The organism is Halobaculum litoreum, assembly GCF_030127125.1.
Classification (GTDB): domain Archaea; phylum Halobacteriota; class Halobacteria; order Halobacteriales; family Haloferacaceae; genus Halobaculum; species Halobaculum litoreum.
The window spans coordinates 2565378-2586247 of sequence record NZ_CP126156.1 but is presented as its reverse complement, the minus strand read 5'-3'; the positions used below and the strand labels follow the sequence as shown (position 1 = coordinate 2586247).

The 20870-nt window shown below is 72.1% G+C and carries 20 protein-coding genes and 3 pseudogenes; 8 read left to right on the top strand and 15 right to left on the bottom strand.

What is annotated here, in order from left to right; all coding sequences use genetic code 11:
- The first annotated feature begins 76 nt into the window (after positions 1 to 76).
- From P0R35_RS14080 to rnhB, 3 genes and pseudogenes are all read left to right on the top strand, one after another.
- Entirely contained in the window at positions 77 to 379 is a 303-nt protein-coding gene (locus P0R35_RS14080; RefSeq protein ID WP_284013048.1) for a hypothetical protein, read from the top strand.
- A 113-nt stretch (positions 380 to 492) separates the two neighbouring features.
- Complete coding sequence (locus tag P0R35_RS14075; protein ID WP_284013047.1) at positions 493 to 1854, top strand: tRNA pseudouridine(54/55) synthase Pus10; 1362 nt, start codon at positions 493 to 495, stop codon at positions 1852 to 1854.
- A gap of 76 nt (positions 1855 to 1930) precedes the next feature.
- A pseudogene (gene rnhB, locus P0R35_RS14070) lies at positions 1931 to 2604 on the top strand (ribonuclease HII).
- An 81-nt stretch (positions 2605 to 2685) separates the two neighbouring features.
- On the opposite strand, the gene P0R35_RS14065 reads toward rnhB, so the two are convergent.
- From P0R35_RS14065 to secF, 3 genes and pseudogenes are all read right to left on the bottom strand, one after another.
- Positions 2686 to 3027: a hypothetical protein gene (locus tag P0R35_RS14065; RefSeq protein ID WP_284013046.1), complete on the bottom strand. Its 342-nt coding sequence runs from the start codon at positions 3025 to 3027 to the stop codon at positions 2686 to 2688.
- A 63-nt stretch (positions 3028 to 3090) separates the two neighbouring features.
- Positions 3091 to 4724: pseudogene (locus P0R35_RS14060) on the bottom strand (MMPL family transporter).
- Positions 4721 to 5596 carry a protein translocase subunit SecF gene (gene secF, locus P0R35_RS14055; RefSeq protein ID WP_284013045.1) on the bottom strand — a complete coding sequence of 292 codons (876 nt, stop codon included), beginning with the start codon at positions 5594 to 5596 and terminating at the stop codon, positions 4721 to 4723. The pseudogene P0R35_RS14060 and the gene secF overlap by 4 nt, the downstream one beginning before the upstream one ends.
- A 308-nt stretch (positions 5597 to 5904) precedes the next feature.
- On the opposite strand from secF, the gene P0R35_RS14050 reads away from it, so the two are divergent.
- The gene (locus P0R35_RS14050; RefSeq protein ID WP_284013044.1) at positions 5905 to 6216 is read left to right on the top strand and encodes a DUF7968 family protein; all 312 of its coding nucleotides are present in this window, start codon (positions 5905 to 5907) and stop codon (positions 6214 to 6216) included.
- Positions 6217 to 6612: 396 nt separating this feature from the next.
- Here P0R35_RS14050 and P0R35_RS14045 read toward each other — a convergent pair whose 3' ends face one another.
- On the bottom strand, positions 6613 to 7173 hold the full coding sequence (locus P0R35_RS14045; protein WP_284013043.1) for a DUF5812 family protein: 561 nt from the start codon (positions 7171 to 7173) through the stop codon (positions 6613 to 6615).
- 65 nt (positions 7174 to 7238) lie between these two features.
- Positions 7239 to 7823, bottom strand: a complete 585-nt coding sequence (locus tag P0R35_RS14040) for a DUF8056 family protein (RefSeq protein ID WP_284013042.1) — start codon at positions 7821 to 7823, stop codon at positions 7239 to 7241.
- 139 nt (positions 7824 to 7962) lie between these two features.
- Here P0R35_RS14040 and P0R35_RS14035 point away from each other — a divergent pair, with 139 nt between their 5' ends.
- Both P0R35_RS14035 and P0R35_RS14030 read left to right on the top strand, forming a co-directional pair.
- A complete protein-coding gene (locus P0R35_RS14035; protein WP_284013041.1) occupies positions 7963 to 9246 on the top strand; it encodes a phosphoglucose isomerase-related protein in 1284 nt (427 codons plus the stop codon).
- 1 nt (position 9247) lies between these two features.
- The gene (locus P0R35_RS14030; protein WP_284013040.1) at positions 9248 to 9991 is read left to right on the top strand and encodes a CPBP family intramembrane glutamic endopeptidase; all 744 of its coding nucleotides are present in this window, start codon (positions 9248 to 9250) and stop codon (positions 9989 to 9991) included.
- Between the two features lie 97 nt (positions 9992 to 10088).
- On the opposite strand, the gene P0R35_RS14025 is transcribed toward P0R35_RS14030, so the two are convergent.
- Complete coding sequence (locus tag P0R35_RS14025; RefSeq protein ID WP_284013039.1) at positions 10089 to 10547, bottom strand: NOB1 family endonuclease; 459 nt, start codon at positions 10545 to 10547, stop codon at positions 10089 to 10091.
- Positions 10547 to 10792, bottom strand: a complete 246-nt coding sequence (locus P0R35_RS14020; protein WP_284013038.1) for a PRC-barrel domain-containing protein — start codon at positions 10790 to 10792, stop codon at positions 10547 to 10549. The genes P0R35_RS14025 and P0R35_RS14020 overlap by 1 nt, the downstream gene beginning before the upstream one ends.
- A gap of 237 nt (positions 10793 to 11029) precedes the next feature.
- Between P0R35_RS14020 and infB the strand changes: the two genes are divergently transcribed.
- Both infB and P0R35_RS14010 read left to right on the top strand, forming a co-directional pair.
- Entirely contained in the window at positions 11030 to 12844 is a 1815-nt protein-coding gene (infB, locus tag P0R35_RS14015) for a translation initiation factor IF-2 (RefSeq protein ID WP_284013037.1), read from the top strand.
- A gap of 198 nt (positions 12845 to 13042) precedes the next feature.
- The gene (locus P0R35_RS14010; protein WP_284013036.1) at positions 13043 to 13279 is read left to right on the top strand and encodes a DUF8015 family protein; all 237 of its coding nucleotides are present in this window, start codon (positions 13043 to 13045) and stop codon (positions 13277 to 13279) included.
- Positions 13280 to 13432: 153 nt separating this feature from the next.
- Here P0R35_RS14010 and P0R35_RS14005 read toward each other — a convergent pair.
- The 8 genes and pseudogenes from P0R35_RS14005 to P0R35_RS13970 all read right to left on the bottom strand — a co-directional run bounded on the left by P0R35_RS14005 (position 13433) and on the right by P0R35_RS13970 (position 20857).
- A pseudogene (locus P0R35_RS14005) lies at positions 13433 to 13812 on the bottom strand (DUF5811 family protein).
- A gap of 99 nt (positions 13813 to 13911) precedes the next feature.
- Entirely contained in the window at positions 13912 to 14394 is a 483-nt protein-coding gene (locus tag P0R35_RS14000) for a pyruvoyl-dependent arginine decarboxylase (RefSeq protein WP_284013035.1), read from the bottom strand.
- A 123-nt stretch (positions 14395 to 14517) separates the two neighbouring features.
- Complete coding sequence (gene pan2 / locus P0R35_RS13995; RefSeq protein ID WP_284013034.1) at positions 14518 to 15753, bottom strand: proteasome-activating nucleotidase Pan2; 1236 nt, start codon at positions 15751 to 15753, stop codon at positions 14518 to 14520.
- A 151-nt stretch (positions 15754 to 15904) separates the two neighbouring features.
- Positions 15905 to 16903, bottom strand: coding sequence for a DUF4350 domain-containing protein (locus P0R35_RS13990; protein WP_284013033.1), 999 nt, complete (start codon positions 16901 to 16903; stop codon positions 15905 to 15907).
- A complete protein-coding gene (locus tag P0R35_RS13985) occupies positions 16893 to 17210 on the bottom strand; it encodes a Clp protease/crotonase-like domain-containing protein (RefSeq protein ID WP_284014655.1) in 318 nt (105 codons plus the stop codon). The genes P0R35_RS13990 and P0R35_RS13985 overlap by 11 nt, the downstream gene beginning before the upstream one ends.
- Positions 17207 to 17758 carry a S49 family peptidase gene (locus P0R35_RS13980; RefSeq protein WP_284013032.1) on the bottom strand — a complete coding sequence of 184 codons (552 nt, stop codon included), beginning with the start codon at positions 17756 to 17758 and terminating at the stop codon, positions 17207 to 17209. The genes P0R35_RS13985 and P0R35_RS13980 overlap by 4 nt, the downstream gene beginning before the upstream one ends.
- A gap of 132 nt (positions 17759 to 17890) precedes the next feature.
- The gene (gene pepF, locus P0R35_RS13975; RefSeq protein WP_284013031.1) at positions 17891 to 19693 is read right to left on the bottom strand and encodes an oligoendopeptidase F; all 1803 of its coding nucleotides are present in this window, start codon (positions 19691 to 19693) and stop codon (positions 17891 to 17893) included.
- A gap of 96 nt (positions 19694 to 19789) precedes the next feature.
- Complete coding sequence (locus tag P0R35_RS13970; RefSeq protein ID WP_284013030.1) at positions 19790 to 20857, bottom strand: methyltransferase; 1068 nt, start codon at positions 20855 to 20857, stop codon at positions 19790 to 19792.
- Positions 20858 to 20870 lie beyond the last annotated feature (13 nt).

Sequence of the window (20870 nt, the reverse complement as noted above, 5' to 3'; positions counted from 1 at the left end):
GGGCCGGCCTGCACGCGCGTTCGAGCCGCGCAGGGAGTCTATGTCGGTCCACCGACACCGACTGGCCGACGCCAGCATGACGATCGCAGTGTCCCGTTCGGCCCCCGGCGACCTCGCCGAGGGCGCAGAGACGAAGCTCCGCCGCGCCGACCCCGTCGCCGCCGTCGAGACGCTCGACATCCGCGGCCTCCAGCCCGGCCTCAACGACCTCACGGTCGAGGCCGAGGCGACCGTGTCGCTCGCGGCCGACGCGGGCGACACGCCCGAGACCGTCGCCGACGCGCTCGCCGACACGTTCGGCGTGAACGACGTGACGGTCACCGCCGTGCGGGCGGTCCCGCCCGATAGCGCCGACGGCGCCGCCGTCGCCGGCGAGTAGCGCCGCGAACCCCGGTTTCGACCGCTCGCCCGCGAGCGACGGCGACGACGACCGCGACTCGCCCGTTCGGTCGCGACCGAAAGGGCCTACCGCGCGCCGCGACGAGCACCGCCATGAGCGATCCCGCCGCCGACGCCGACGAGGGGCCCGGCTTCGCCGACGTGCTCGACACCGCTCGGGCGCTGCTGGCGACCGGCCCGCTGTGTGACCACTGTCTGGGCCGCCCGTTCGCCGAGCGCTCGTTCGGCCTCGGCAACCACGAGCGCGGCCGCGGCCTCCGGGTCGCCGTCGCGCTCGCCGACGACGCGGACTTCGAGCCGGGCGCCACGGACGACTGCTGGGTGTGCGAGGGCGTGTTCGAGCGCGTCGACGAGTTCGCCGAGCGCGCCGCCGACGCCGTCGCCGACTACGAGTACGCCACCTACCAGGTCGGGACGCGCGTCCCGCCGCTCGCGGAGGAGAACGACCGCCTGCTGCGCGAGGACGCCGGGATGGACCCCGACGCCGGCGAACCGCTCCGCAAGGAGTTGAACCGCGAGGTCGGCAAGCGCGTCGGGCAGGTCACCGGCACCGAGGTCGACTTCGACCGCCCGCACGTCCAGTTCCTCCTCGACGTCGACGCCGACCGCGTCGAGGCGACGGTCAACTCCGCGCACGTGTACGGCCGCTACCGGAAGCTGGAGCGCGACATCCCCCAGACCGAGTGGCCCTGCTCGGACTGCCGCGGCTCCGGACGACAGGGCCGCGAGCCGTGCGACACCTGCGACGGCTCGGGCTACCTGTATCCCGAGAGCGTCCAGCAGCTCACCGCCCCCGTCGTCGAGGAGGTGATGGAGGGCGTCGACTCGACGTTCCACGGCGCCGGCCGCGAGGACGTTGACGCGCTGATGCTCGGGACGGGCCGTCCGTTCGTGATCGAGGTCGACGAGCCGCGCCGCCGCGAGATCGACGTACAGCGGCTCGAATCGGACATCAACGCCTTCGCCGACGGGAAGGTCGAGGTCGAGGGGCTGCGGCTGTGTAGCCACGAGATGGTCGCCCGCGTGAAGGAGCTCGACGCGACGAAGCGCTACCGCGCGGCCGTCGAGTTCGGCGGCGACGTGAGCGAAGACGACCTCGCGGCGGCGGTCGCCGAGTTGGACGGCGCGACCGTCGAGCAGTACACCCCGAACCGCGTCGACCACCGTCGGGCGTCGATGACCCGCACCCGCGTCGCCCACGAGGTCACCGCCGAGCTGGAGGACCCGCGCCACGCGACCGTCGAGGTCCACGGCGACGGCGGCCTCTACATCAAGGAGCTGATCAGCGGCGACGAGGGGCGCACGGAGCCGAGCCTCGCGGGCCTGCTCGGCGTCGACGCGGTGGTGACGGCGCTGGACGTGCTCGCCGTCGAGGGCGAGGCGGAGGCGTTCGAACAGCCGGAGTACTTCCTGGAGGACGGTCGCGGCGACGACGCCGCCGACGCCGAGGCGTAACCGACCCCCCGACCCGCCGACCCGCCGGCGCGACCGCGAACCGTACGCTTTTGCCGTCCCTCGGTGACCCCCAGCCATGCTCGGCGCAGACGAGGCCGGCAAGGGACCCGTCCTCGGCCCGATGGTCGCCGGCGCGGTCCGCGCCGACCCCGCCGCGATCCCCGACGGCGTCGACGACTCCAAGCGCCTCACGCCGGCGCGCAGGGAGGAACTCGACGCCGCCCTCCGCGACGACGACCGCGTCGCCGTCGCGGTCGCCCACGTCGCCGTCGAGCGCATCGACGCGCCCGACACGGACATGAACACGCTCACCGTCGCCGGACAGGCCGAGGCGCTGGCGCAGGTCGCCCGCGACGGCGACGACGCCGTGGTCGACGCCGGCGACACCAGCGAGTCGCGGTTCGCCCGCCGCGTCGCCGACGCGGTCGCCGGGGGACGGAGACACACCCCGGCGCGAGCGTCGCCGTGACGGCCGAACACGGCGCCGACGAGTCGCACCCCGTCGTCGCCGCCGCCAGCGTCGTCGCGAAGGTGGAGCGCGACCGCGTCGTCGCCGCGTTGGACGAGGAGTACCGCAGCCGCGGCTACGACGGGATCGGGTCGGGCTACCCCTCCGACCCGACCACCCGCGCGTTCCTCCGCGAGTACGTCGCCCGCGAGGGCGACCTGCCGGCGTGCGCCCGCCGGTCGTGGTCCACCTGCGACGACCTGCTCGCGGCGAACGAGCAGTCGGCGCTCGACGAGTTCTGAGTCGCACCCCCGTCGGGGGGTTCGGGACGTCCGTTCCGTGACAGTCGAATCGCCAGACAGCGCGACGATCCGGAGTCGCGCTCAGCGGAACGGCGGGAACCGCCAGCCGTAGGCGACCAGCGCGAGGAACGCGAGGAGCGCGAGCACGCCGACGGCCTCGACGGGGAGCCCGACGTCGAGCAGCGACGAGAGGACCAGCGCCGAGAGCGGCAGGATCACGGCGAAGCCGACGAACACGCCGGCCAGCACCGTCCACGGCGACGAGCCGCGCGACCGGTCCGCCCGGTCGAGTTCCTCGCGGACGACGCGGCGGACGATCCGCTCGACGTCGGCTTCGGTCAGGTCGGTGGCGGCGTCGGTCGCGTCGCCGTCGGCGTCGCGGGTCGTCGGCTCGGCGGGGCCGCGGCCGTCGTCGGAGGGCACGCTCCCGGCGACGCGAGCGACCCGAAAAGTGTTCCGCGGCGGGGCGTCGGCCCGCGCCCGACCTCAGCGGTCGGTCAGCAGCACGCGGAGGATGTCCCCGTACGCCGGCCGGGTGATCAGCACGCCGACGAGCACGCCGAGGATGGTGAAGATGGCGAAGCCCTGCAGGTCGCCGAGCGACAGCACCGCCAGCGGCGACATCGCGATGATCGTCGTCGCGGCTGCGGCGCCGATGACCCAGAACGCCTTGCGGAAGCGCGACTGGAACACGCGCCGGGAGTTCACGTCGCCCTCGCTCATCACCTCGTCGGCGATGATGACGAGGTCGTCCACCCCGGTCCCGATGACGGCGATGAAGCCCGCGATGACCGACAGGTCCAGCGGGTAGCGGATGAACGCCGCGAACCCGAGCAGCACGACCACCTCGGACAGCGCGGTGACCACCATCGGGGCGGCCACCTGCGGCCGGCCGTAACGGAGGAACACGACGCCCGCGACGGTGAACACCGCGAGCAGCCCGATGATCAGCGAGTCGGTGCGGAACGACGCGCCCTGCGAGGCGGTGACGGTGGTCGTCGTCCCCTCGTCGAGCGCCAGCGGCGCGGGGAGCGCGCCGGCGCGCAGGTCGACCGAGACCTCCTGTGCGCGCTGGAACGCCTCCTGGCCCTGCCCGGTCGTCAGGATGAACGTCGGGTTGTTCACCCACTCGCCCGAGCGGATCGTGGACGCGAGCCCGCCGTCCATGCCGAACGAGGAGACGACCGCGCCGTCGCGGACGACGAGGATACACGGCTCGGTCGACTGCGGACTCGACTCGTAGCGACACTCGCTGCCGCCCTGCCGGGCGACGCCGGTGTCGACGAACGTCTGCCGGACGCCCGGCGCCGCGTCCTCGCGGACGGCCACCTGGACGAACGCGCCGCCGGCGTCGTTCTGCCGGGCCGTCCCGACGCTCTGGAACTGCTCTTGGGTGATCGCCGTGGTGTTGACGTACGTCGTCGTGTTGTTCTGCTGCACCGGGTGGTAGACGACGATGCGGACGGTCCCGCGCGAGTCCACGAGGTCGACGACCTCCGAGCGGTCCTCGTTGGGCACCTCGATGAGCACGAAGTTCTCGCCGCCGCTCTCGACGGTGCGGACGGAGCCGCCCGAGAGGCCGGCCTCGTTCACCTTCGACCGGAGCACGACGACCGCCTGCTGGATCGTCACGTCGGTGACGCCCTCCTGCACCTCCTCGTAGCCGTAGCCGGCCGCGTCGAGGGCGCCAGCGAGGTCGTCGGTGGTGGCGTTCTCGGTCGTCAGCTCCACCGTGGCGGTCTGTTGGGTGACGTCCTGCTGGGTGTAGGTGCCCGGCGGCCGGGCGGTGACGTCGGTCACGTCGACGCCGGACAGTTGGGCGGCGACGCGGGCCTCGACCGTCGAGACGTTCTGCCCGCCGAAGTCGACGCCGGTCGCGTGGACGCCGGCCAGCGGCGCGCGGATGCGCGTCCCGCCGGACAGTTCCAGCCCGTACTGGAGGTTGGTGAACCCGGCCGACTCGGCCAGGGCCCGCCGGCGCCGTCGGCGGTGCCGTTCGCGGTCGCGCCGCCGGAGGCGCCGCCGATGCCGGGGGCGAACAGGAACACCGTCGACAACACGAGCATCGCGACGAGGAGGACGACCCGCCAGTTGTCCTTGATCGTCTCCCAGGCGCTCATCGGGCCACCCCCTCGTACTTGTACCAGCGAAGCAGCGACACGTTGAGCAGGTACGTGTTCATCAGGTCCGCCGTCAGCCCGAACACCAGGATGATCCCGATGCTGGAGAGCAGGCCGATGCCGAACAGCGTCGCGACGATCGCCATCACGGCCATCGCCGCCAGCGACGTGAGCGTCATCGTCACGCCGGTGCGCATCGCGCGGTGGGTGGACTCGTAGAAGTCACCCGAGCGCCGGAGCACGTGGTTGTTCAACAGGATGTCGGAGTCGACCGAGTACCCGATCAGCATCAGCAGCGCCGCGACGGTCCCGAGGGTGAGTTCGATGCCGAGCAGGTTCATCAGCGCCACCGGGATCACGATGTCGGAGAACGCCGAGACGACGACCGCGATGCTGGGGACGAACGTCCGGAACATCGCGAACACGAGCGCCGCCATCCCGACGAACGCCGCGGCGACGCCCAGCAGCGCCTGCGTCTGTGTGCCGGAGCCGAACGAGGCCGACACCGAGTCGACCGACCGGACCGCGAACCCGGCGTCCTCGGCCTGGGCCTCGAGCTCGCCCGCGGTCGCCTCCGACGCCTCGAAGGTCACCACGTACACGTTCTCGCCTTGGATCCGCTGGACCGAGTCGGGCGTCGCGGCGAACGCCCCGGCGATCTGTTCGCGTGCCTGCTCCTCCGACGCGTCGATGCCGAGCCGGAGCTCGGTGCCGCCGACGAAGTCCAACCCGGGGTCGACCGGCGCGCCCGTCGTCACGTAGAACCCGCCGATGACGAGGAGGGCGACGGCCAACACCGCGAGCGGAACCGCGGCGAGCTGCCGGTTGTCGTACCGGGTGTAGTCGACCTCCGGTACCTCGAATCGAGCCATGCGTGCCGCTCCCCCCGCGCGCCGAATAAGCCTTCTTCTTCGGGGCTGCCGGGGTTTCAGCCGGTCTCGTGGGTCGACGGCGCCGATCGACGCCCGTCCGGGATCCGCACACGCCGTCGAGACCGCCGGGACGACTCCGATCTGCCCCGGGTCGGCCCGTCGGTAAACCCCTCCCCGCGATACAGAATCCCCGCGAGCCGAACGACGGCCGCTCTGCGAGCCGGTCGCCGTCGGCGGTGTCGACGGGATCGGCGTCGGTCGCGCACGCCGCCGACACGCCGATGGTCCCGCGGCGCGTACGCGCGGACATGAGTCCCGAGGCGACGCGCGTGGTGCTCTCGTTCCCGGACGGCCTGAGCGAGTGGGGCCGCGACCAGATCGGCACCGACCGCTACCGGAACTACCTGCGCCGGATGCTCGACGCGCCCCGCGTCGGCGACGAGCGGGCGGAGTTCGTCGACGTCGGCTGTTGCGGCGACTCGCTCGACCTCACGTTCCGGGTCGAGGCCGTCGAGGGCGGGAGCCGCGTCGGCGACGACACCGCGATCGAACTGGTCGAGCGGCGCGGCAGCGTCGCGGGCGGCTGGCGCGTGCAGTCGGCGGCCGGGCCGACGGAGTAGCCGTCCCGCGGCCCGACGGTCGACGCCGGTCACGGTCGGATCGGACCCCGGGTGCGTCCGTCGGGGCGACCCGCGGGCTCCGGGCCCGACCGACGGGGCCGGGGGCGGGAGGCGACGCGGACGGCGACCGACCCCGGGCCGAACGGGACCGGAGCCCGACCGAACGCGACCGGGTCGAACCCGTGCCCGACGAGCCCGCGAGCGGCGGCGCGTTCGACCTGCCGAACGCGGCGGATTCGGGGCGTTCGCCGCTCCTCGCGGCGACGCCGAGCCGCGGACCCCACCCGCGCACGAGAGGATTCGGTATCGTGGGATGGAGTTTATCGGTCGAAACCGGTCGCTCGGCGCGAAGCCGTTCGTGAGCGACGAGAAGAGCTGTCCCGTTCGATCCGGCGGTCAGGGCATGTACCGGATCACGACCACGCCGGGCGCCGAGCGGACCTCGACGCGGTTCACGCCGAGGCGGGCCGCGCGGGCCCGTGCGGTCTCGGCGTCGGCGAGGACGTCCTCGACGGCGTCCTCGGTGTCGGCTTCGGCGACGGTGATCACGTGGAGTTCGCCCGTGCCGGCGCGTTCGAGGCGGGTGAGGTCGCCGACGGGCTGGTCGCCGGCGACGTCGACCGAGCGGCTCGTCGGCGACTCGTCGCTCGCCTCGACCGCGATGTGGCGGCGCTCGTGGACCTCGACCAGTTGCCACGAGACGTTCATCGGCGGGTCGGGGGCGACGGTCCCCTCGACGGCCTCCCCCTCCTCGACGCCGGGGTTCGAGGACAGCGCGTGGACCTGCCCGGAGGCCACGTCGCGGAGGACGGCGGAGTCGTCGTCCGCGTGCGTGACGAGGAACGTCGCGTCCTTCTCGCCGTCGGCGGTGTCCGCCGGGCCGGCGTCGCCGGTCGCCGCCGCGAGCGCGTCGCGGACGGCGTCCAGTTCGGAGTCGTCGGGGTCTCGGTCGGTCATGGGGCGCGGTAGGTCGTGGAGGCTTTTGCGCGTTTCGTGACGGGCGGGACGTCGACCGCCGCCGTTCAGCGCCGGAGAGTGTACACCAACGGGATCAACAGCGCGACCGCCGCGGGGATGGCGAGGCCCGCCGCCCGCGGCAGCGCGTACAGCACCTCGATCGCCGGGGCGAACGCCCCGGTCGGCGGCGGTCGGGTCGTCGGCTCCCCGTCGAGGACGAACGTCTCGGGGAGCGCGGCGACGGTGCCGAGGTACAGCGACAACAGGAACAGGTAGCCCGCGAGCGCGAGCCCCAGTTCGTAGCCCGAGCGGCCGGGCGTCCCGCGGCGGCGCGCCCGGGCGACGAGCAGCACCGGCGCGACCGTCGGCGCGACGGCGCCGAGCGCGACGACGACGTAGAACGCGCGGACGATGGAGAAGCGCGCCTGCGCGGTCGCGCCGAACAGCGTGACGAGCGCCAGCGCGAACAGCAGCGACAGCAGCGCCGCCGCCAGCCCGCCGACGACGACGTACGACTTGAACGCCAGCGACTCGCTCGCCCGGAAGGCGTACGGGAACGCGCCGAAGACGCCGCGGTACCCGTCGTCGCCCCCGGTGCTCGTGTCGGCGTCGGCCGCCGACGTGGCCTCGGACGTCGCCTCGTCGGTCATCGGCCGACGTTGGGCCGCGGCGGTGTTAAGCGCCGCGTCCGCGGCCCGCGACGCCCGGGCGCGGCGGCCGGCGGGTCGGCGACGGCGCCCCCGTGGACCGGACGGCAGGGTTTTGCCGGCGGGGACCGGGCGTTCGGGTATGTACGTCGACATCGGCAACGCGCTCGACGGGGACCTCGGGCTGGCGCGCGAGGACCTCGACGCCCTCGACGGGCGCGTCGCCGACGCCCACGAGCGGATCGCCCGGGGCCGCGCCGACAGCGAGCACGGCTACGCCGCCCTGAACCTCCCCGAGACGTGCGACCCCGACGCGATCCGGACGGCCGCGGCCGGCTTCGACCCCGACCACCTGCTCACGGTCGGCATCGGCGGCAGCGCTCTCGGCGCCGCGACGCTCACCGACGCGCTCGGGGGCGACCTCGACTGTCGGTACCTCGACAACGTCGACCCGGTGTGGGTGGCGTCGATCCTCGCCGACGTCGACCTCTCCAGCACGGTCGTCAACGTCGTCTCCCGCTCGGGGACGACCGCGGAGACGCTGTCGAACTTCCTCGTGGTCCGCGAGGCGATGGAGGCGGCCGGCGTCGACTGGACCGAGCGCACGGTCGTCACCACCGGCGCGTCGGGCAACCTCCGGGCGATGGCCGACCAGCACGACCTCCCCGCGCTGGACGTGCCCGACGGCGTCCCCGGCCGGTTCTCGGCGCTGTCGACCGTCGGGCTGTTCGCGGCCGAACTCGCGGGCGCCGACCTCGACGCGCTGCTCGCGGGCGCCGCGGCGGAGGCCGACCGCCTCGCGGGCTCGCTGTACGAGTCGCCCGCGTACGCCTACGGCGCGACGACGTACGCGCTGGCCGAGCGCGGCGCCGTGACGAACGCCGTGATGCCGTACGCCGAGTCGCTCGAACGCTTCGCCGAGTGGTTCGCCCAGCTGTGGGCGGAGTCGCTCGGCAAGGACGAGCACGGGCAGACCCCCGCCCGCGCGCTCGGCGCGACCGACCAACACAGCCAACTGCAGTTGTACCGCGCCGGGCCGGCCGACAAACTCGTCACGCTCGTGCGACCCCGCGAGGCCGACGACGTGGCCATCCCGGAGACGGATCTGGAGGGACTCTCGTACCTCGGCGGCTCGTCGCTCGGCGAACTGCTCGACGCGGAGTTCCGCGCGACGGAGGCGAGCCTCGCGGCCGCCGGGCGCGAGAACGTCCGTGTCGAACTCGACCGCGTCGACGAGCACGGGCTGGGCGAGCTGCTGTACGGGATGGAGGCCGCCACGGTGTTGTACGGCGAGCTCGCCGGCGTCTCGACGTTCACCCAGCCCGCGGTCGAGTGGGGGAAGAACGCCGCGCGGGGGCTCCTCGGCGGCGGCGACTTCCCCGAGGCCGACGCCGTGAGCGAGAAGCGGCGGCTGGAGGTGGAGTGAGGTGAACGTCGAGCTCGGCCCGCCCGGCGGGAGCGTCGAGGGGCGCGAGGTCGCCGTCCGCGTCGGACAGGCCGTCCTCGCCATCGTCTCGGGGCTGGTGGCGGCGTCGGCGCTCGTGCCGGCGTTCGAGTGGGTCGCGCTGGCGCTGGGGTTCGGCGCGGACTCGGCGGCGACGGCGGCGTTCGTCACCGTCGGCAACGTCGCCGGCTTCGCGGTCGCGGCCCTCGTGTTCCTGTTTTACGCGGGCGACCTCGACCTGCTTCGGGTCCGCCGGCCCACCGCCCGCGACGCGGTCGTCGCCGTCGGCGGCTCCGTCGGCCTGATCGCCGCGGGGTACGCCATCCTGTTCGCGTTCTCCGCGGTCGGCCTCGCGCCCAGTACGAACCGCGCGCTGGAGAACCCGCCGGCGTACTTCCTGTTGATGATCCCGCTGTCGTTCCTCACCGTCGCCGTCGGCGAGGAGCTCCTCTTTCGCGGCGTCGTCCAGGGGGAACTGAAGCGGGCGCTCGGCCCCGCCGGCGCCGTCGCCGGCGCCTCGCTGCTGTTCGGGCTGCTCCACTACGTCGCCGGCACCGGCACCCCGGCCGAGCGGCTCGTGTACGTCGCCGTCGCGGGCCTGCTCGGCGTCGGCCTCGGCGCGATGTACGAGTACACCGACAACCTCGTGGTCCCCGTCGCCGTGCACGGCGCGTACAACGCCGTCCAGTTCGCGGTCCAGTACCTGTCGGTCACCGGCGCGGTCTGAGCGGTCGGTCGGCGCCGCCGCTAGGAATCTCGGTTCCCGGACGCCGCGGACGAAAACCGCACGACGGCACCGTGGATCGGAGAACGGTCGGCCGACCTCAGGAGGGGTTCTTCCGCGAGAGGCCGCTGCCGCAGATCGGACAGCGGTCGCGGTTCTCGTCGAACGTGCGGCCGCAGCCGGAACACTGGAAGCGCCAGCTGATCTCCTCGTCGATGCCGTCGCGGGCGATGACGCGCACGCCGACGTCCATGCGCTCGGCGACGTTCTGCATGGCGTAGTCGTCGGTGACGAGCGTCGCGTCGAGTTCGAACGCCGCGGCCAGCAGGCGGAGGTCGGTGTCGGAGAGCTCGGCGGCGTCGCCGGTCTCCTCGGCGGCGCGGCGGACGCGGCCGAGCGCCCCCTCGCCGGGGACGTGGACGTGCATCCCGGCGCCCTCCTCGGCGTCGAAGCGGAGGGCGGTCTCGCCGTTCAGTTCCGCCTGCACGGCGGGGACGGAGGCGGTGTCGTCGTCGCTGTCGTAGCCGTGGATGAACGCCGACGAATCGAGGACTTCCATTACGTTCGGACGACGATGTAGTCCTTCACCGCCTGCACGTTCGAGACGGGGACGTGGAACCGGCCGCTCTCGTCGCGGTCGAACGGAACCTGTGCGGGCGACAGCTCCTCGTTCGGCGTGACCAGCAGGTCCGACAGCGACCCGGTCTTGAGGTCCATCGTGATGTTGTACAGCATGCCCAACTCGGTGCCGTCGGAGCCCATGACGGCCTTCCCGGAGAGGTTCTCGGCGAGGATGTCTGCCATACCGTCGCTCACTGACCGGACGGTCATAAACGCCACGCTGGCGTCGGACGCGGGGCACACGCCGCGGGCGCCGACCTCGGGAGGTCGCCGGCGGCGGCCGGCGGCGAAACCCACGGCCGACGGCGGCGATCGGAGGAGCGGTCGACGAACCGGCGCCGTCGGTCCGAGTGAGTCGAAACAGGTAACTTCGGCCCCCGGTTCAACTCGGACAAGAGACCTTCTCTCGGAGTATATTCCATGTCCGACACCAACACAGAGTCCGAGTCCGCCGCCGGGTCCGGCACCCTCCGCACCCCCATCGTGGCGGTGCTCGGCCACGTCGACCACGGGAAGACGACGCTGCTCGACCGCATCCGCGGCTCCGCCGTCCAGGAGGGCGAGGCCGGCGCCATCACGCAACACATCGGCGCGACCGCGGTGCCGCTTTCGACCATCTCGGAGATGGCCGGGTCGCTCGTCGACCCGACCGACTTCGACCTCCCCGGCCTGCTGTTCATCGACACGCCGGGGCACCACTCGTTCTCGACGCTGCGCTCGCGCGGCGGCGCCCTCGCCGACATCGCGGTGCTCGTCGTCGACGTCAACGACGGCTTCCAGCCCCAGACCGAGGAGGCCATCGACATCCTCAAGCGCACCGGCACGCCGTTCGTCGTCGCCGCCAACAAGGTGGACACGACGCCCGGGTGGAACCCACAGCAGGGACAGCCGATCCAGAAGTCCCTGGAACAGCAGTCCGACCGCGCCGAGAACCGCCTCAACGAGAACCTGTACGAACTGATCGGAGACCTCTCCGGCAAGGGGTTCTCCGCGGACTTCTACTGGCGCGTGCAGGACTTCCAGTCGAACATCGGTGTGGTGCCCGTCTCCGCGATGACCGGGGAGGGCATCCCGGACCTGCTCACCGTGCTCATGGGGCTGTCCCAGCGGTTCATGAAAGAGGAGATGGCCGTCGACGTCGCCGGTCCGGGCGTCGGTACCGTCCTCGAGGTGAAAGACGAGCGCGGCTTCGGCGCGACGCTGGACGTGGTGCTGTACGACGGCGTCGTCCGCGAGGGCGACACCATCGTCGTCGGCGGCCGCGACGACCCCATCGTGACGGAGGTGCGCGCGCTGCTCCAGCCCCGGCCGAACGCCGAGATCCGGACCGAGAAGCGGTTCGAGCGCGTCGACGAGGTCCGGGCGGCCGCGGGTGTGAAGATCGCCGCGCCCGACCTCGACGAGGCCATGTCCGGCGCGCCCGTCCGCGTCGTCCGCGGCGACGACGTGGACGCGGTGAAGGCGGAGGTCCGCAAGGAGCTCGCGAGGATCGAGGTCGACACCGCCGAGGACGGCGTCGTCGTGAAGGCCGACACGCTCGGCTCGTTGGAGGCGATGGCGAACGCCTTGGAGGAGGCGGAGGTGCCGATCCTGCGCGCCGAGGTCGGCGACGTCGCCCCGCGCGACGTGACGGTCGCGCAGACCGCCAACGAGGAGAAACACCGGGTGATCCTCGGCTTCAACGTCGACGTCCTCTCGGACGCCGAGGCGGCGCTCGACCGCACGGGCGTGAAGCTGTTCGACGACGACGTGATCTACCAGCTCGTCGAGGAGTACGAGGAGTACGTCGACGAGATGGAGCGCGCCCAACAGGAGACCGTCCTCGACAAGATCACCAAGCCCGCGCGCTTCCGCATCCTGCAGGACCACACGTTCCGGCAGAACGACCCCGCGGTCGTCGGCGTGGAGGTGGTCTCCGGCACGGTGCAGAACAACCGGCCGGTCGCGAAGTTCGAGGGGAGCGAACCCGAACGCGTCGGCACGCTGTCGGGCATCCAGCACCAGGGCGACGACGTGGACAAAGCACAGGCGGGCGAGCGCGTCTCCGTCGCCATCGACGGCCCGACCGTCGGCCGACAGATCGAGGAGGGCGACGAACTGTGGATCGAACTCCCCGAGAAGCACGCGAAGATCCTCGAACAGGAGCTGGCCTCGGAGATCCGCGCCGACGAGATCGAGGCGCTGAAGGCGTACCTGGAGAAGCGCCGGAAGACCGACCCCTTCTGGGGGAAGTAACGGCTCCGATCCGGGCCGCCGTCGGGCGATCCGACCGGCACGCTCGCGGGCGGAGAGGCGAGCCCGTGGCCACGCGTGACCACGAGCGTCCACACGCGTCACGTCCGGATCACGTTCGCACGTGTTCCGCGTATTATTTCCGCCGTAACGTATTTTACGAGCAGAACAGTAGTTCTCGACGGGTGAGAGCCGATGAGTGTGCGCAAACCACCGAGCGACGGTGTCGCTCGGCGCGTCCCCCGGGTCGGATCGTGGTCGAAGGAGGACCTGGTCCTCGCCGTCGTGCCCGCGTTGCTCCTCGCGGGCGTCGTCGGCGGGACGGCGCTCCCGGTGCCGACCCCGACGGCCGCCGGCGTCGGGTCGGCGCTGGCGGCGCTGGTCGTCGCGTACGCGCTGTTCGTCTCGCCTCCCGTCGACCGCGGTCGACGCCGGTGAATCGATCGGTCGTATTCTGCTCCGATCCGCCGCCACGTCCGGCGGTTTTCGTGACGACGCGTTCCGAACCCGAATCCGGGTACGGCGTCCCGACCGGGAGAGGGGCCTCTCGGTCGTCGGGAGACGCGTGAGAACGGAGTCGTCGGTGCCGGGCTATCGGGCGGTCGGTTCGAGGTCGTCGCCGACGGCGGACATCACCTGCGCGGCCGCGCTGGCGGCGAGGCCGCGGGCGACCTCCTCGCGGTCCTCGGCGTCGAGGCCGGCCTCGATGTCCTCCAGGTCCGGCGAGAAGCCCGCCGAGACGGCGTGGCCGACCGGCGGCTGGACGGCGACGGTCGCCTGCGGCCCGTTGGCGCCGTAGGAGAGTTCGAGCCGACGGCGTAGCCGTCGGGGAGGTACGACTCGGTGCGCGTGACGATGGTGGCGACCGCCCGGCGGAGCGCGTCTTTCTGGTCGGCGGTGAGGTCGATCTCCTCGGGACGACCCGCCTCGACGACGCCCGGAGCCCCCGCGTATGGGTTGTTGCCGTTCATCAGATACGACGAGGATATGGGTGGTCCATTTAAAAAGCCGTCGGCGACATGTCCGCGAGAAACAGCGTCGAGCCGACCGGGAGCGGCCGGACCGGCCGGTCACGCGATCGGTTCGCTGTCGCCGTAGGCGGCGACGACAACCGCGGCGGCGTACGCCGACTCGTCGGCGGCGACGGTGGCGCTGCGGGTCTCCTCGCGGTCGAACGTCCAGTCGCGGAGGTCGCGGCCCGCCGCCAACCCCTCCAGTACCGTCTCGCGGACGGCGTCGGCGTCGCTCCCGTCGGCCTCGTAGAACAGGCCGGGACCGGGACCGGTCGCCCACCCGAGGCAGGCGGTGACGCTGTCGGTGTCGTGGGCGTCCCCGGGCGAGGCGGCCGCGTGCGCCTGCACGACCGTGAGGCGGTCGCCCGCGGGACCGAGGTCGGGAGCGGTGCCGACCGCCTCGACGGTCGCGTCCGCGGGCACGACCGAGGAGACGGTGACGAGGTTGAAGTCGCCGACGCCGGCGTCGGCGAGCGCGGCGTCGTAGGCGGCCAGCTCGGTGGGGCCGTGGCCGACGCCGTCGGCGACGAGGATGTCCATACCGGGTGACGAGCGGCGGGAGGAAAGTGGGTGTCGGATCGCGGGCGGGGGCGTGTCGCCGCGGCCGGCGGTCGACGAGTCGCGGGGCGAAACCGCCCGACTGGGACGCGGATCGGAGCCGACTCAGTACTGGTAGCGCCCGAACTCGCCGTCGTTGAACACCGGCCCTTCGGAGTCGGTCTCGACCTTCTCGCGGGCGTTCTCGAAGTCCTCGCGGCGGACGGTCGTGCGCTCGTCGCGGATGGCGAACATCCCCGCCTCGGTCGTGAGGGCGGCGATGTCGGCGCCGGAGTAGTCCTCCAGTTCGAGCGCCAGATCCGCGAAGTCGACGTCGTCGGCGACGCTCATGTCGGCGGTGTGGATCTCGAGGATGCGCTCGCGCCCCTCCGGGCCCGGTTTGGGCACCTCGATGAGGCGGTCGAAGCGGCCGGGGCGGAGGATCGCGTCGTCGAGCATGTCGAAGCGGTTCGTCGCCGCGATGATGCGGATCTCGCCGCGGTCGTCGAAGCCGTCCATCTCCGAGAGCAGCTGCATCATCGTGCGCTGGACCTCCGCGTCGCCGGAGGTCTTCGAGTCGGTCCGCTTGGCGGCGACGGCGTCGATCTCGTCGATGAAGATGACGGCGGGCTCGCGCTCGGCGGCCAGCTTGAACAGGTCGCGCACCAGCCGGGCGCCCTCGCCGATGAACTTCCGGACGAGTTCGGAGCCGGCCATCTTGATGAACGTCGCGTCGGTCTCGTTGGCGACGGCCTTCGCGAGCATCGTCTTCCCGGTGCCCGGCGGGCCGTGGAGGAGGACGCCGCTGGGCGGCTGGATGCCCACCTCGCGGAACTGGTCGGCGTCGACGAGCGGCGCCTCGACGGCCTCGCGCACCTCGCGCACCTGCTCGTCGATGCCGCCGATGTCGGCGTACGTGACCTCGGGGGAGGCGTCGACCTCCATCGCCTGCGCCCGGGCGTCGGTCTCGTCGTCGAGCACCGTCTGGACGCTGAACGAGTCGTTGATGGCGACGCGGTCGCCCGCCTCCAGCTCGTCCTCGAGCCGCGGCGAGAGGTCGGTGAGCACCTCCTGGTTGTTGCCGTGCTGTTTGATCACGGCGCCGTCCTGGGTGAGTTCCTCGACCGTCGCGATGTACAGCGACGACGTCTTCAGCGCCTCGTTGCGGCGCTTCAGCTCGTCGACCTCGTCGCGGAGGTCGCTGCGACGGCCCTGGGCGTCCTCGAGCCGGTCCGACAGTTCGTCGTTGACCTGCACGATCCGTTCGAAGTGCTTGCGAAGCGCCTCCAGCCGCTCGGCCTCGCTCATGTCGGGGTCGAGGTCGAGGCGGGGCCGATCGGGGAGGGACGGGCTCCGTGACATTTCTCGTACTCGCTTAGGTAGCGCCGGTAAAGGGGCTTTGGGTGGCGGGGGCGTTCGCCTCGGGTGTGTTCGGGGGTCGACCGGCGAGCCCCGCGACGACGCCGTCGCTCGGCGACGACACGCGACCGAAAAAACGGACCGGGAGTCGTTCTCAGGCGCCGCCGGGAGGCGTGCCGGCGCCGGACGGCGCGCCGGGGCCGGACCGCGTGGGCGTCGTCGGTGCGTCCTCGGGCGACTTCTCGCCGGAGACGAGGAAGTCCGCGAGGTTGCCGATCAGCACCTCGTTGTCCCCGCGGTAGGCGTCGTCGGGCGCGAGGAAGTCGCTGTCGCCGACGATCGCGACGTTCCCCTGTTGGGCGGCGACGGCGTAGCTGCCGTCGCGGCGGGTCGTCGACCGGGTGGTGCCGTCGGCGCTCGCGAGCGCGACGGTCGCGTTCCCGCCGACCACCACCGGCGCGGCGTCGCGGAGGACGGCGTTCTCGACGCCGTCGCCGAGCGACCCGTTCGCTCCGGCCGCCGAGACGGCCGCGTAGTTCCGTTCGGAGTCGGTCTCGTAGAGGTACCCCGAACGGAACGCCATCTCGTACTGCGAGGAGAGGTGCGTCGTCGTCGGGCCGCTCGACGCCGTCGGGAGGCCGAGAAGCCCACCGAGCAGGCCGCTCAGGCCGCCCGAGCTCGCGGGGTCCGAGAGGACGACGAGCCGGCCGCCGGCGTCGGTGAACGCCGCCAGGCCGGCCAGTTCGGCGTCGCTGTAGCGGCGGGTCGGCGCGATCGTCAGGAACGCGTCCGCCTCGCGCAGCGAGTCGTTCAGCGTCGCGCGACGGTCGGCCTGCGGGTCGAAGAACTCGACCGTGTGCCCGTTGGCGACGAGCGCCGAGACGAGCGGGTCGATCGACTCGGCCGACGGCGCGGCGCCGTGGCCGGCGTCGACGACGATCGTCTTCGGCTCGGCGTCCGCCTCCATCTCGATGCTCCCGTCCTGCGGGGCGTCGTCGATGAGTGCGTTGTCGGGCTGGAACTGCGGGTTGTCGAGTTGTGCGGGCGCGGGCGTCTGCTGGCTCGTCACGAGCGGAACGGCCGCCGCGGCGCCGACGACGACGACGACGACGAGCAGGAACGTCCCGACGAGCCGGAGGGGATTAGCTTGCATTGTAGATCACCACCTCGTCGGCGGGTTCGCCGACGGTCATGTAGTAGCGGTACGGGGAGTCGGTCGGCTCCGCGAGCACGACCGTGCCGTTCGCGGTCTCCTCGAACAGGAGGAGACCCATACTCGGACTGGCATCGCGACGGGTCACGTCGTAGCTGTCGAGGCCGGCCTCGTTGGCGGCGTAGTCGACGGCGTCGGCGGTCGTGCCGATCTCGTCGACGAGGCCGTTCTCGACGGCGCGCATGCCGATGTACGTCTTCGCGTGTTCGAGTTCGGTGCGGCTCATGTTCAGCTCGCGGTGCTTCAGGACGCTCTCGACGAACGCCGACTGGAGCTCCTCGACCTCGCGGCGGGTCTGGTCCGCGCGTCCGGACGCCTTGTCCGGACCGCTCTTGATGTAGCTGGAGGGGGGGTGTCGGCGGGGGCCGTCGCGATCACGCCGACGGACCCGACCTCCGCCGCGGGGAGCGTGAAGATGCGGTCGGTCGGCGCGACGGCGTAGTAGCCGCCGGAGGCCGCCATCCCCTGGACGCTGGAGACGACGGGCATCACGGCCGCGGTCCGTTCGACGGCCATGTAGAGCCGTTCGCTCTGGGCGGCCGATCCGCCGGGGCTGTCGACGCTCAGTACGACTGCCTCGATCGAGTCGTTCGTCCGTGCGTCACGCAGGTGGGCGACGGCCTCGTCGACCGAGGAGCCGGAGATGGAACTGCCGACCGAGACGACCATGACAGTTCCCTCCGGGCCGCTCGTGGCCTGGTGCGCCATCGGCGCGAGCACGGCACTCGTGAGGAGGGCTGCGACCACGACGATCAGGAGTATCGACCTGCTCGACGGGTCCGGTTGAGAGGGCATTGCGTCTGGACGTTTCAACGACCTAAGTTAAATCGTCCGATAATACTGAACGGTCAGTCAGCGACCGATCGCGGGACGGCGGCCGCGGCGGTGCGCCGAACCGCCGTTCGAGCCGGAAGCGCCGCCGCGCCCTTACAGGTCGAGCAGCGCCGCGACCTCGTCGAGGTAGTCGTCGTACACGCCGATGGCCGACTCGATCGGCGCGCTGTCGGTCATGTCGATGCCGGCGATCTCCAGCACGTCGATCGGGTACTCCGACCCGCCCGCGCGCAGCGCCTCGCGGTACTGCTCGGCGGCGACCTCGCCCTCCGACTCGATGCGGTCGACGATGGCCGCGGCCGCCGAGATGCCCGTCGAGTACTGGTACACGTAGAAGTTGTAGTAGAAGTGCGGGATCCGCATCCACTCGCGGCGGATGTGGTCGTCGACGTTCGCGTCGGCGTGGCCGTAGAACTCCGCCTTCAGCTCGCCGTACAGTTCGTCGAACGCGTCGGGCGTGAGCGGCTTGCCGGCCTCGTCGTGCTCGTGGATCGCCTGCTCGAACGCCGCGAACATCGTCTGGCGGAACAGCGTCGACCGGAACCGCTCGAGGTACTGGTCGAGCGCGTGGACGCGCAGTTCGTCCGACTCCGCGTTCTCGAGCAGGTGCTTCGTGAGCAGCGTCTCGTTGACCGTGGAGGCGACCTCCGCGACGAAGATCTCGTAGTCCGCGTACTGCCACGGCTGGGCCTCCTTCGCCAGCTCGGAGTGCATCGAGTGGCCCAGTTCGTGGGCAAGCGTGTACATCGAGGACACGTCGTCCTGGTAGTTCATCAGGATGAACGGCTGGGTGTCGTACGTCCCCGAGGAGAACGCGCCCGAGCGCTTCCCGCGGTTCTCGTACACGTCGACCCAGCGCGACTCCAGCCCCTCGGCCATGCGCCGTTGGTACGCCTCGCCCAGCGGTTCGACCGCCGCGATCACGTGCTCTTTGGCCTCCTCGTAGCTGATCTCGGGGCCCTCGTCGCCCGTCAGCGACATGTACAGGTCCCACATCTCCAGCGTGTCGACGCCCAGCGCCCGCCGCTTGAGGTCGGCGTGGCGCCCCAGCGAGTCGAGGTTGTCGCGGACGGTGTCGACGAGCGTGTCGTACACGCTCACCGGGACGTTCGGCCCGTCGAGGGCGGCCTCGCGGGCGGTGTCGTAGTTGCGCGCCCGGGCCATCTTGACGTCCTTCTTGACGCTCTTGGCGAGCGTCGTCCCGACGGTGTTGCGCACGTCGGCCCACTCGCTGTAGAACTCCTCGTGGACGGTCCGGCGGAACTCGCGGTCGGGCTTCTGCAGCAGCGTGGTGAAGTTCCCCTGCGAGATCTCCACGTCCTCGCCGTCGGGGTCCTCGACGGTCGGGAACGTCATGTCCGCGTTCGCCAGCATCGAGTACGCCTCCCCCGCCGCGCCGGTGACCTCGCTCAGGTCCGCGAGGAGTTCCTCCACCTCGGCCGACCGGGTGTGGGGCTTCATCCGCACCACGTCGTCGACGAAGTGTTCGTACTCGGCGAGGGCGGGCTCGGCCTCGACGAACGCCTCGAACTCCGCCTCGTCCAACTCCTGCAGCTCCGGCTCGAGGTAGCTCGACGCGCTCGACGCCTCCGCCTGGAGGGCCTGCGCCTTCGAGGACAGCGCCTGGTACTCCTGGTCGCGGGTGTCCTCGCTGGAGCGCAGTTGGGCGTAGGAACTCACCTTCGCCACGTCGCGGTACACGTCCTCGTACGTCTCGAGCAACTCCAACAGCGTGGCGGGGCTCTCGGTGACGCGCCCCTCGTACGCGCGGAGGTCGTCGAGCCGCTCCTCGAGGTCCTCGTAGGCGGCCGTCCACTCCTCGTCGTCGGCGAAGATCGAGTCGACGCTCCACTTGTACTCCGCGTCGATCTCGGATCGTTCGGGTACCGAACTCATTACCCGTGGGTGCCCGTGCGCGGTGGTAAGTCTTGCCAACCGGACCGACAGACGGCGGCCGCCTCCGCGGCCGACGGCGCGAGCACGGGGCCGGAGTCAGGGCCGTGTCGCGACCAACAACCGGACGCCCGGCGCGCGCCGGAACGTCCGCGAGTCGACCCCCGACAGCCCCGCCGACGCCAGCCACCGCTCGACGGCGGCGGAGTCGGGTGTCCCGCCGCCGAGCGTGACGAGGTACGTGAGGTCGATCAGCGCGACGCCGACCGACGCCAGTTTCGTCGGGCCGTCCGCCGCGAACTGGTCGAGGACGGCGACCCGACCGCCGGGCGCCAACGCCGCCGTCGCTCGGTCGAGCAGCTCCGCCGCCTCCGCGGGCGTGTGGCCGTGCAGGACGTTGAACAGCAGGACGAGGTCGTACCCCGCGTCCGGGCGGTCGGCGCCGTCGCCCGCCGCCAGCCGTTCCCAGCAGTCGTCGTCGAGGTAGTCCCCGCCGACGAGCGCGAGGTCGACGCCGGCCGTCGCGGCCGCCTCCCGGGCCGTCTCCAACGCGGCCGGGTGGTCGACGAGCGTCACGTCGGCGCCGCGCTCGGCGAGTGCGACCGCGTACGCGCCGTGCCCGCCGCCCAGATCGAGGACGCGCTCGCCGTCGACGCCGCCGAGCGCGTCGCACACGGGGGTTCGAAGCAGCGTCGCGGCCGATCGGAACCCCGCCTGCGTCGTCGCCCACGCGGCCTCGTCGTCGCCGAGCCACTCGTACAGCGACGCCGCCGGGTCGCCCTCGCGGACCGCGCGGGCGGCGTGGTCGCGCCAGTACGGGAGGACCACGTCGGTCCAGAACCGCAGGAACGGAGCGAGGTCGGCGTCGCCGTCGGCGACGAGCCACCGGTCGGTCGCGCGGCTGCGGACGTATCGGTCGCCGTCCCGGTCGACGTAGCCGACCGCCGCCAGCGCGTCGAGCAGCGTCCCCAGTCCCGCGGGGTCGCACTCGAGCGCGTTCGAGAGGCCGTCGACCGTCCGCGGCCGGTCGAGCGCCTCGAACACGCCCAGTTCCGCGGCGAGCGACGCCGCGTGCAGCGACGCCGCGCCGTGCACGTCGAGGATCGCCGCCGGCGCGAGGTTCGCGCGGAACGCCAGCCGCTCGACCAGTCCGGGCACTACCGGCATCCGTCGGTCCCAC

Excerpts from the sequence above, each read along its gene's own strand:
- P0R35_RS14040 (WP_284013042.1), bottom strand. The coding sequence starts at position 7,823 with ATGACCGACGAGGCGACGTCCGAGGCCACGTCGGCGGCCGACGCCGAC.
- P0R35_RS14045 (WP_284013043.1), bottom strand. The coding sequence starts at position 7,173 with ATGACCGACCGAGACCCCGACGACTCCGAACTGGACGCCGTCCGCGAC.
- P0R35_RS14025 (WP_284013039.1), bottom strand. The coding sequence starts at position 10,547 with ATGGAAGTCCTCGATTCGTCGGCGTTCATCCACGGCTACGACAGCGAC.
- P0R35_RS14075 (WP_284013047.1), top strand. The coding sequence starts at position 493 with ATGAGCGATCCCGCCGCCGACGCCGACGAGGGGCCCGGCTTCGCCGAC.
- P0R35_RS13980 (WP_284013032.1), bottom strand. The coding sequence starts at position 17,758 with ATGCCCTCTCAACCGGACCCGTCGAGCAGGTCGATACTCCTGATCGTC.
- secF (WP_284013045.1), bottom strand. The coding sequence starts at position 5,596 with ATGGCTCGATTCGAGGTACCGGAGGTCGACTACACCCGGTACGACAAC.
- P0R35_RS13970 (WP_284013030.1), bottom strand. The coding sequence starts at position 20,857 with ATGCCGGTAGTGCCCGGACTGGTCGAGCGGCTGGCGTTCCGCGCGAAC.
- P0R35_RS13990 (WP_284013033.1), bottom strand. The coding sequence starts at position 16,903 with ATGCAAGCTAATCCCCTCCGGCTCGTCGGGACGTTCCTGCTCGTCGTC.
- P0R35_RS14000 (WP_284013035.1), bottom strand. The coding sequence starts at position 14,394 with ATGGACATCCTCGTCGCCGACGGCGTCGGCCACGGCCCCACCGAGCTG.
- pan2 (WP_284013034.1), bottom strand. The coding sequence starts at position 15,753 with ATGTCACGGAGCCCGTCCCTCCCCGATCGGCCCCGCCTCGACCTCGAC.
- P0R35_RS14080 (WP_284013048.1), top strand. The coding sequence starts at position 77 with ATGACGATCGCAGTGTCCCGTTCGGCCCCCGGCGACCTCGCCGAGGGC.
- P0R35_RS14050 (WP_284013044.1), top strand. The coding sequence starts at position 5,905 with ATGAGTCCCGAGGCGACGCGCGTGGTGCTCTCGTTCCCGGACGGCCTG.
- P0R35_RS14035 (WP_284013041.1), top strand. The coding sequence starts at position 7,963 with ATGTACGTCGACATCGGCAACGCGCTCGACGGGGACCTCGGGCTGGCG.
- pepF (WP_284013031.1), bottom strand. The coding sequence starts at position 19,693 with ATGAGTTCGGTACCCGAACGATCCGAGATCGACGCGGAGTACAAGTGG.
- P0R35_RS14020 (WP_284013038.1), bottom strand. The coding sequence starts at position 10,792 with ATGGCAGACATCCTCGCCGAGAACCTCTCCGGGAAGGCCGTCATGGGC.
- infB (WP_284013037.1), top strand. The coding sequence starts at position 11,030 with ATGTCCGACACCAACACAGAGTCCGAGTCCGCCGCCGGGTCCGGCACC.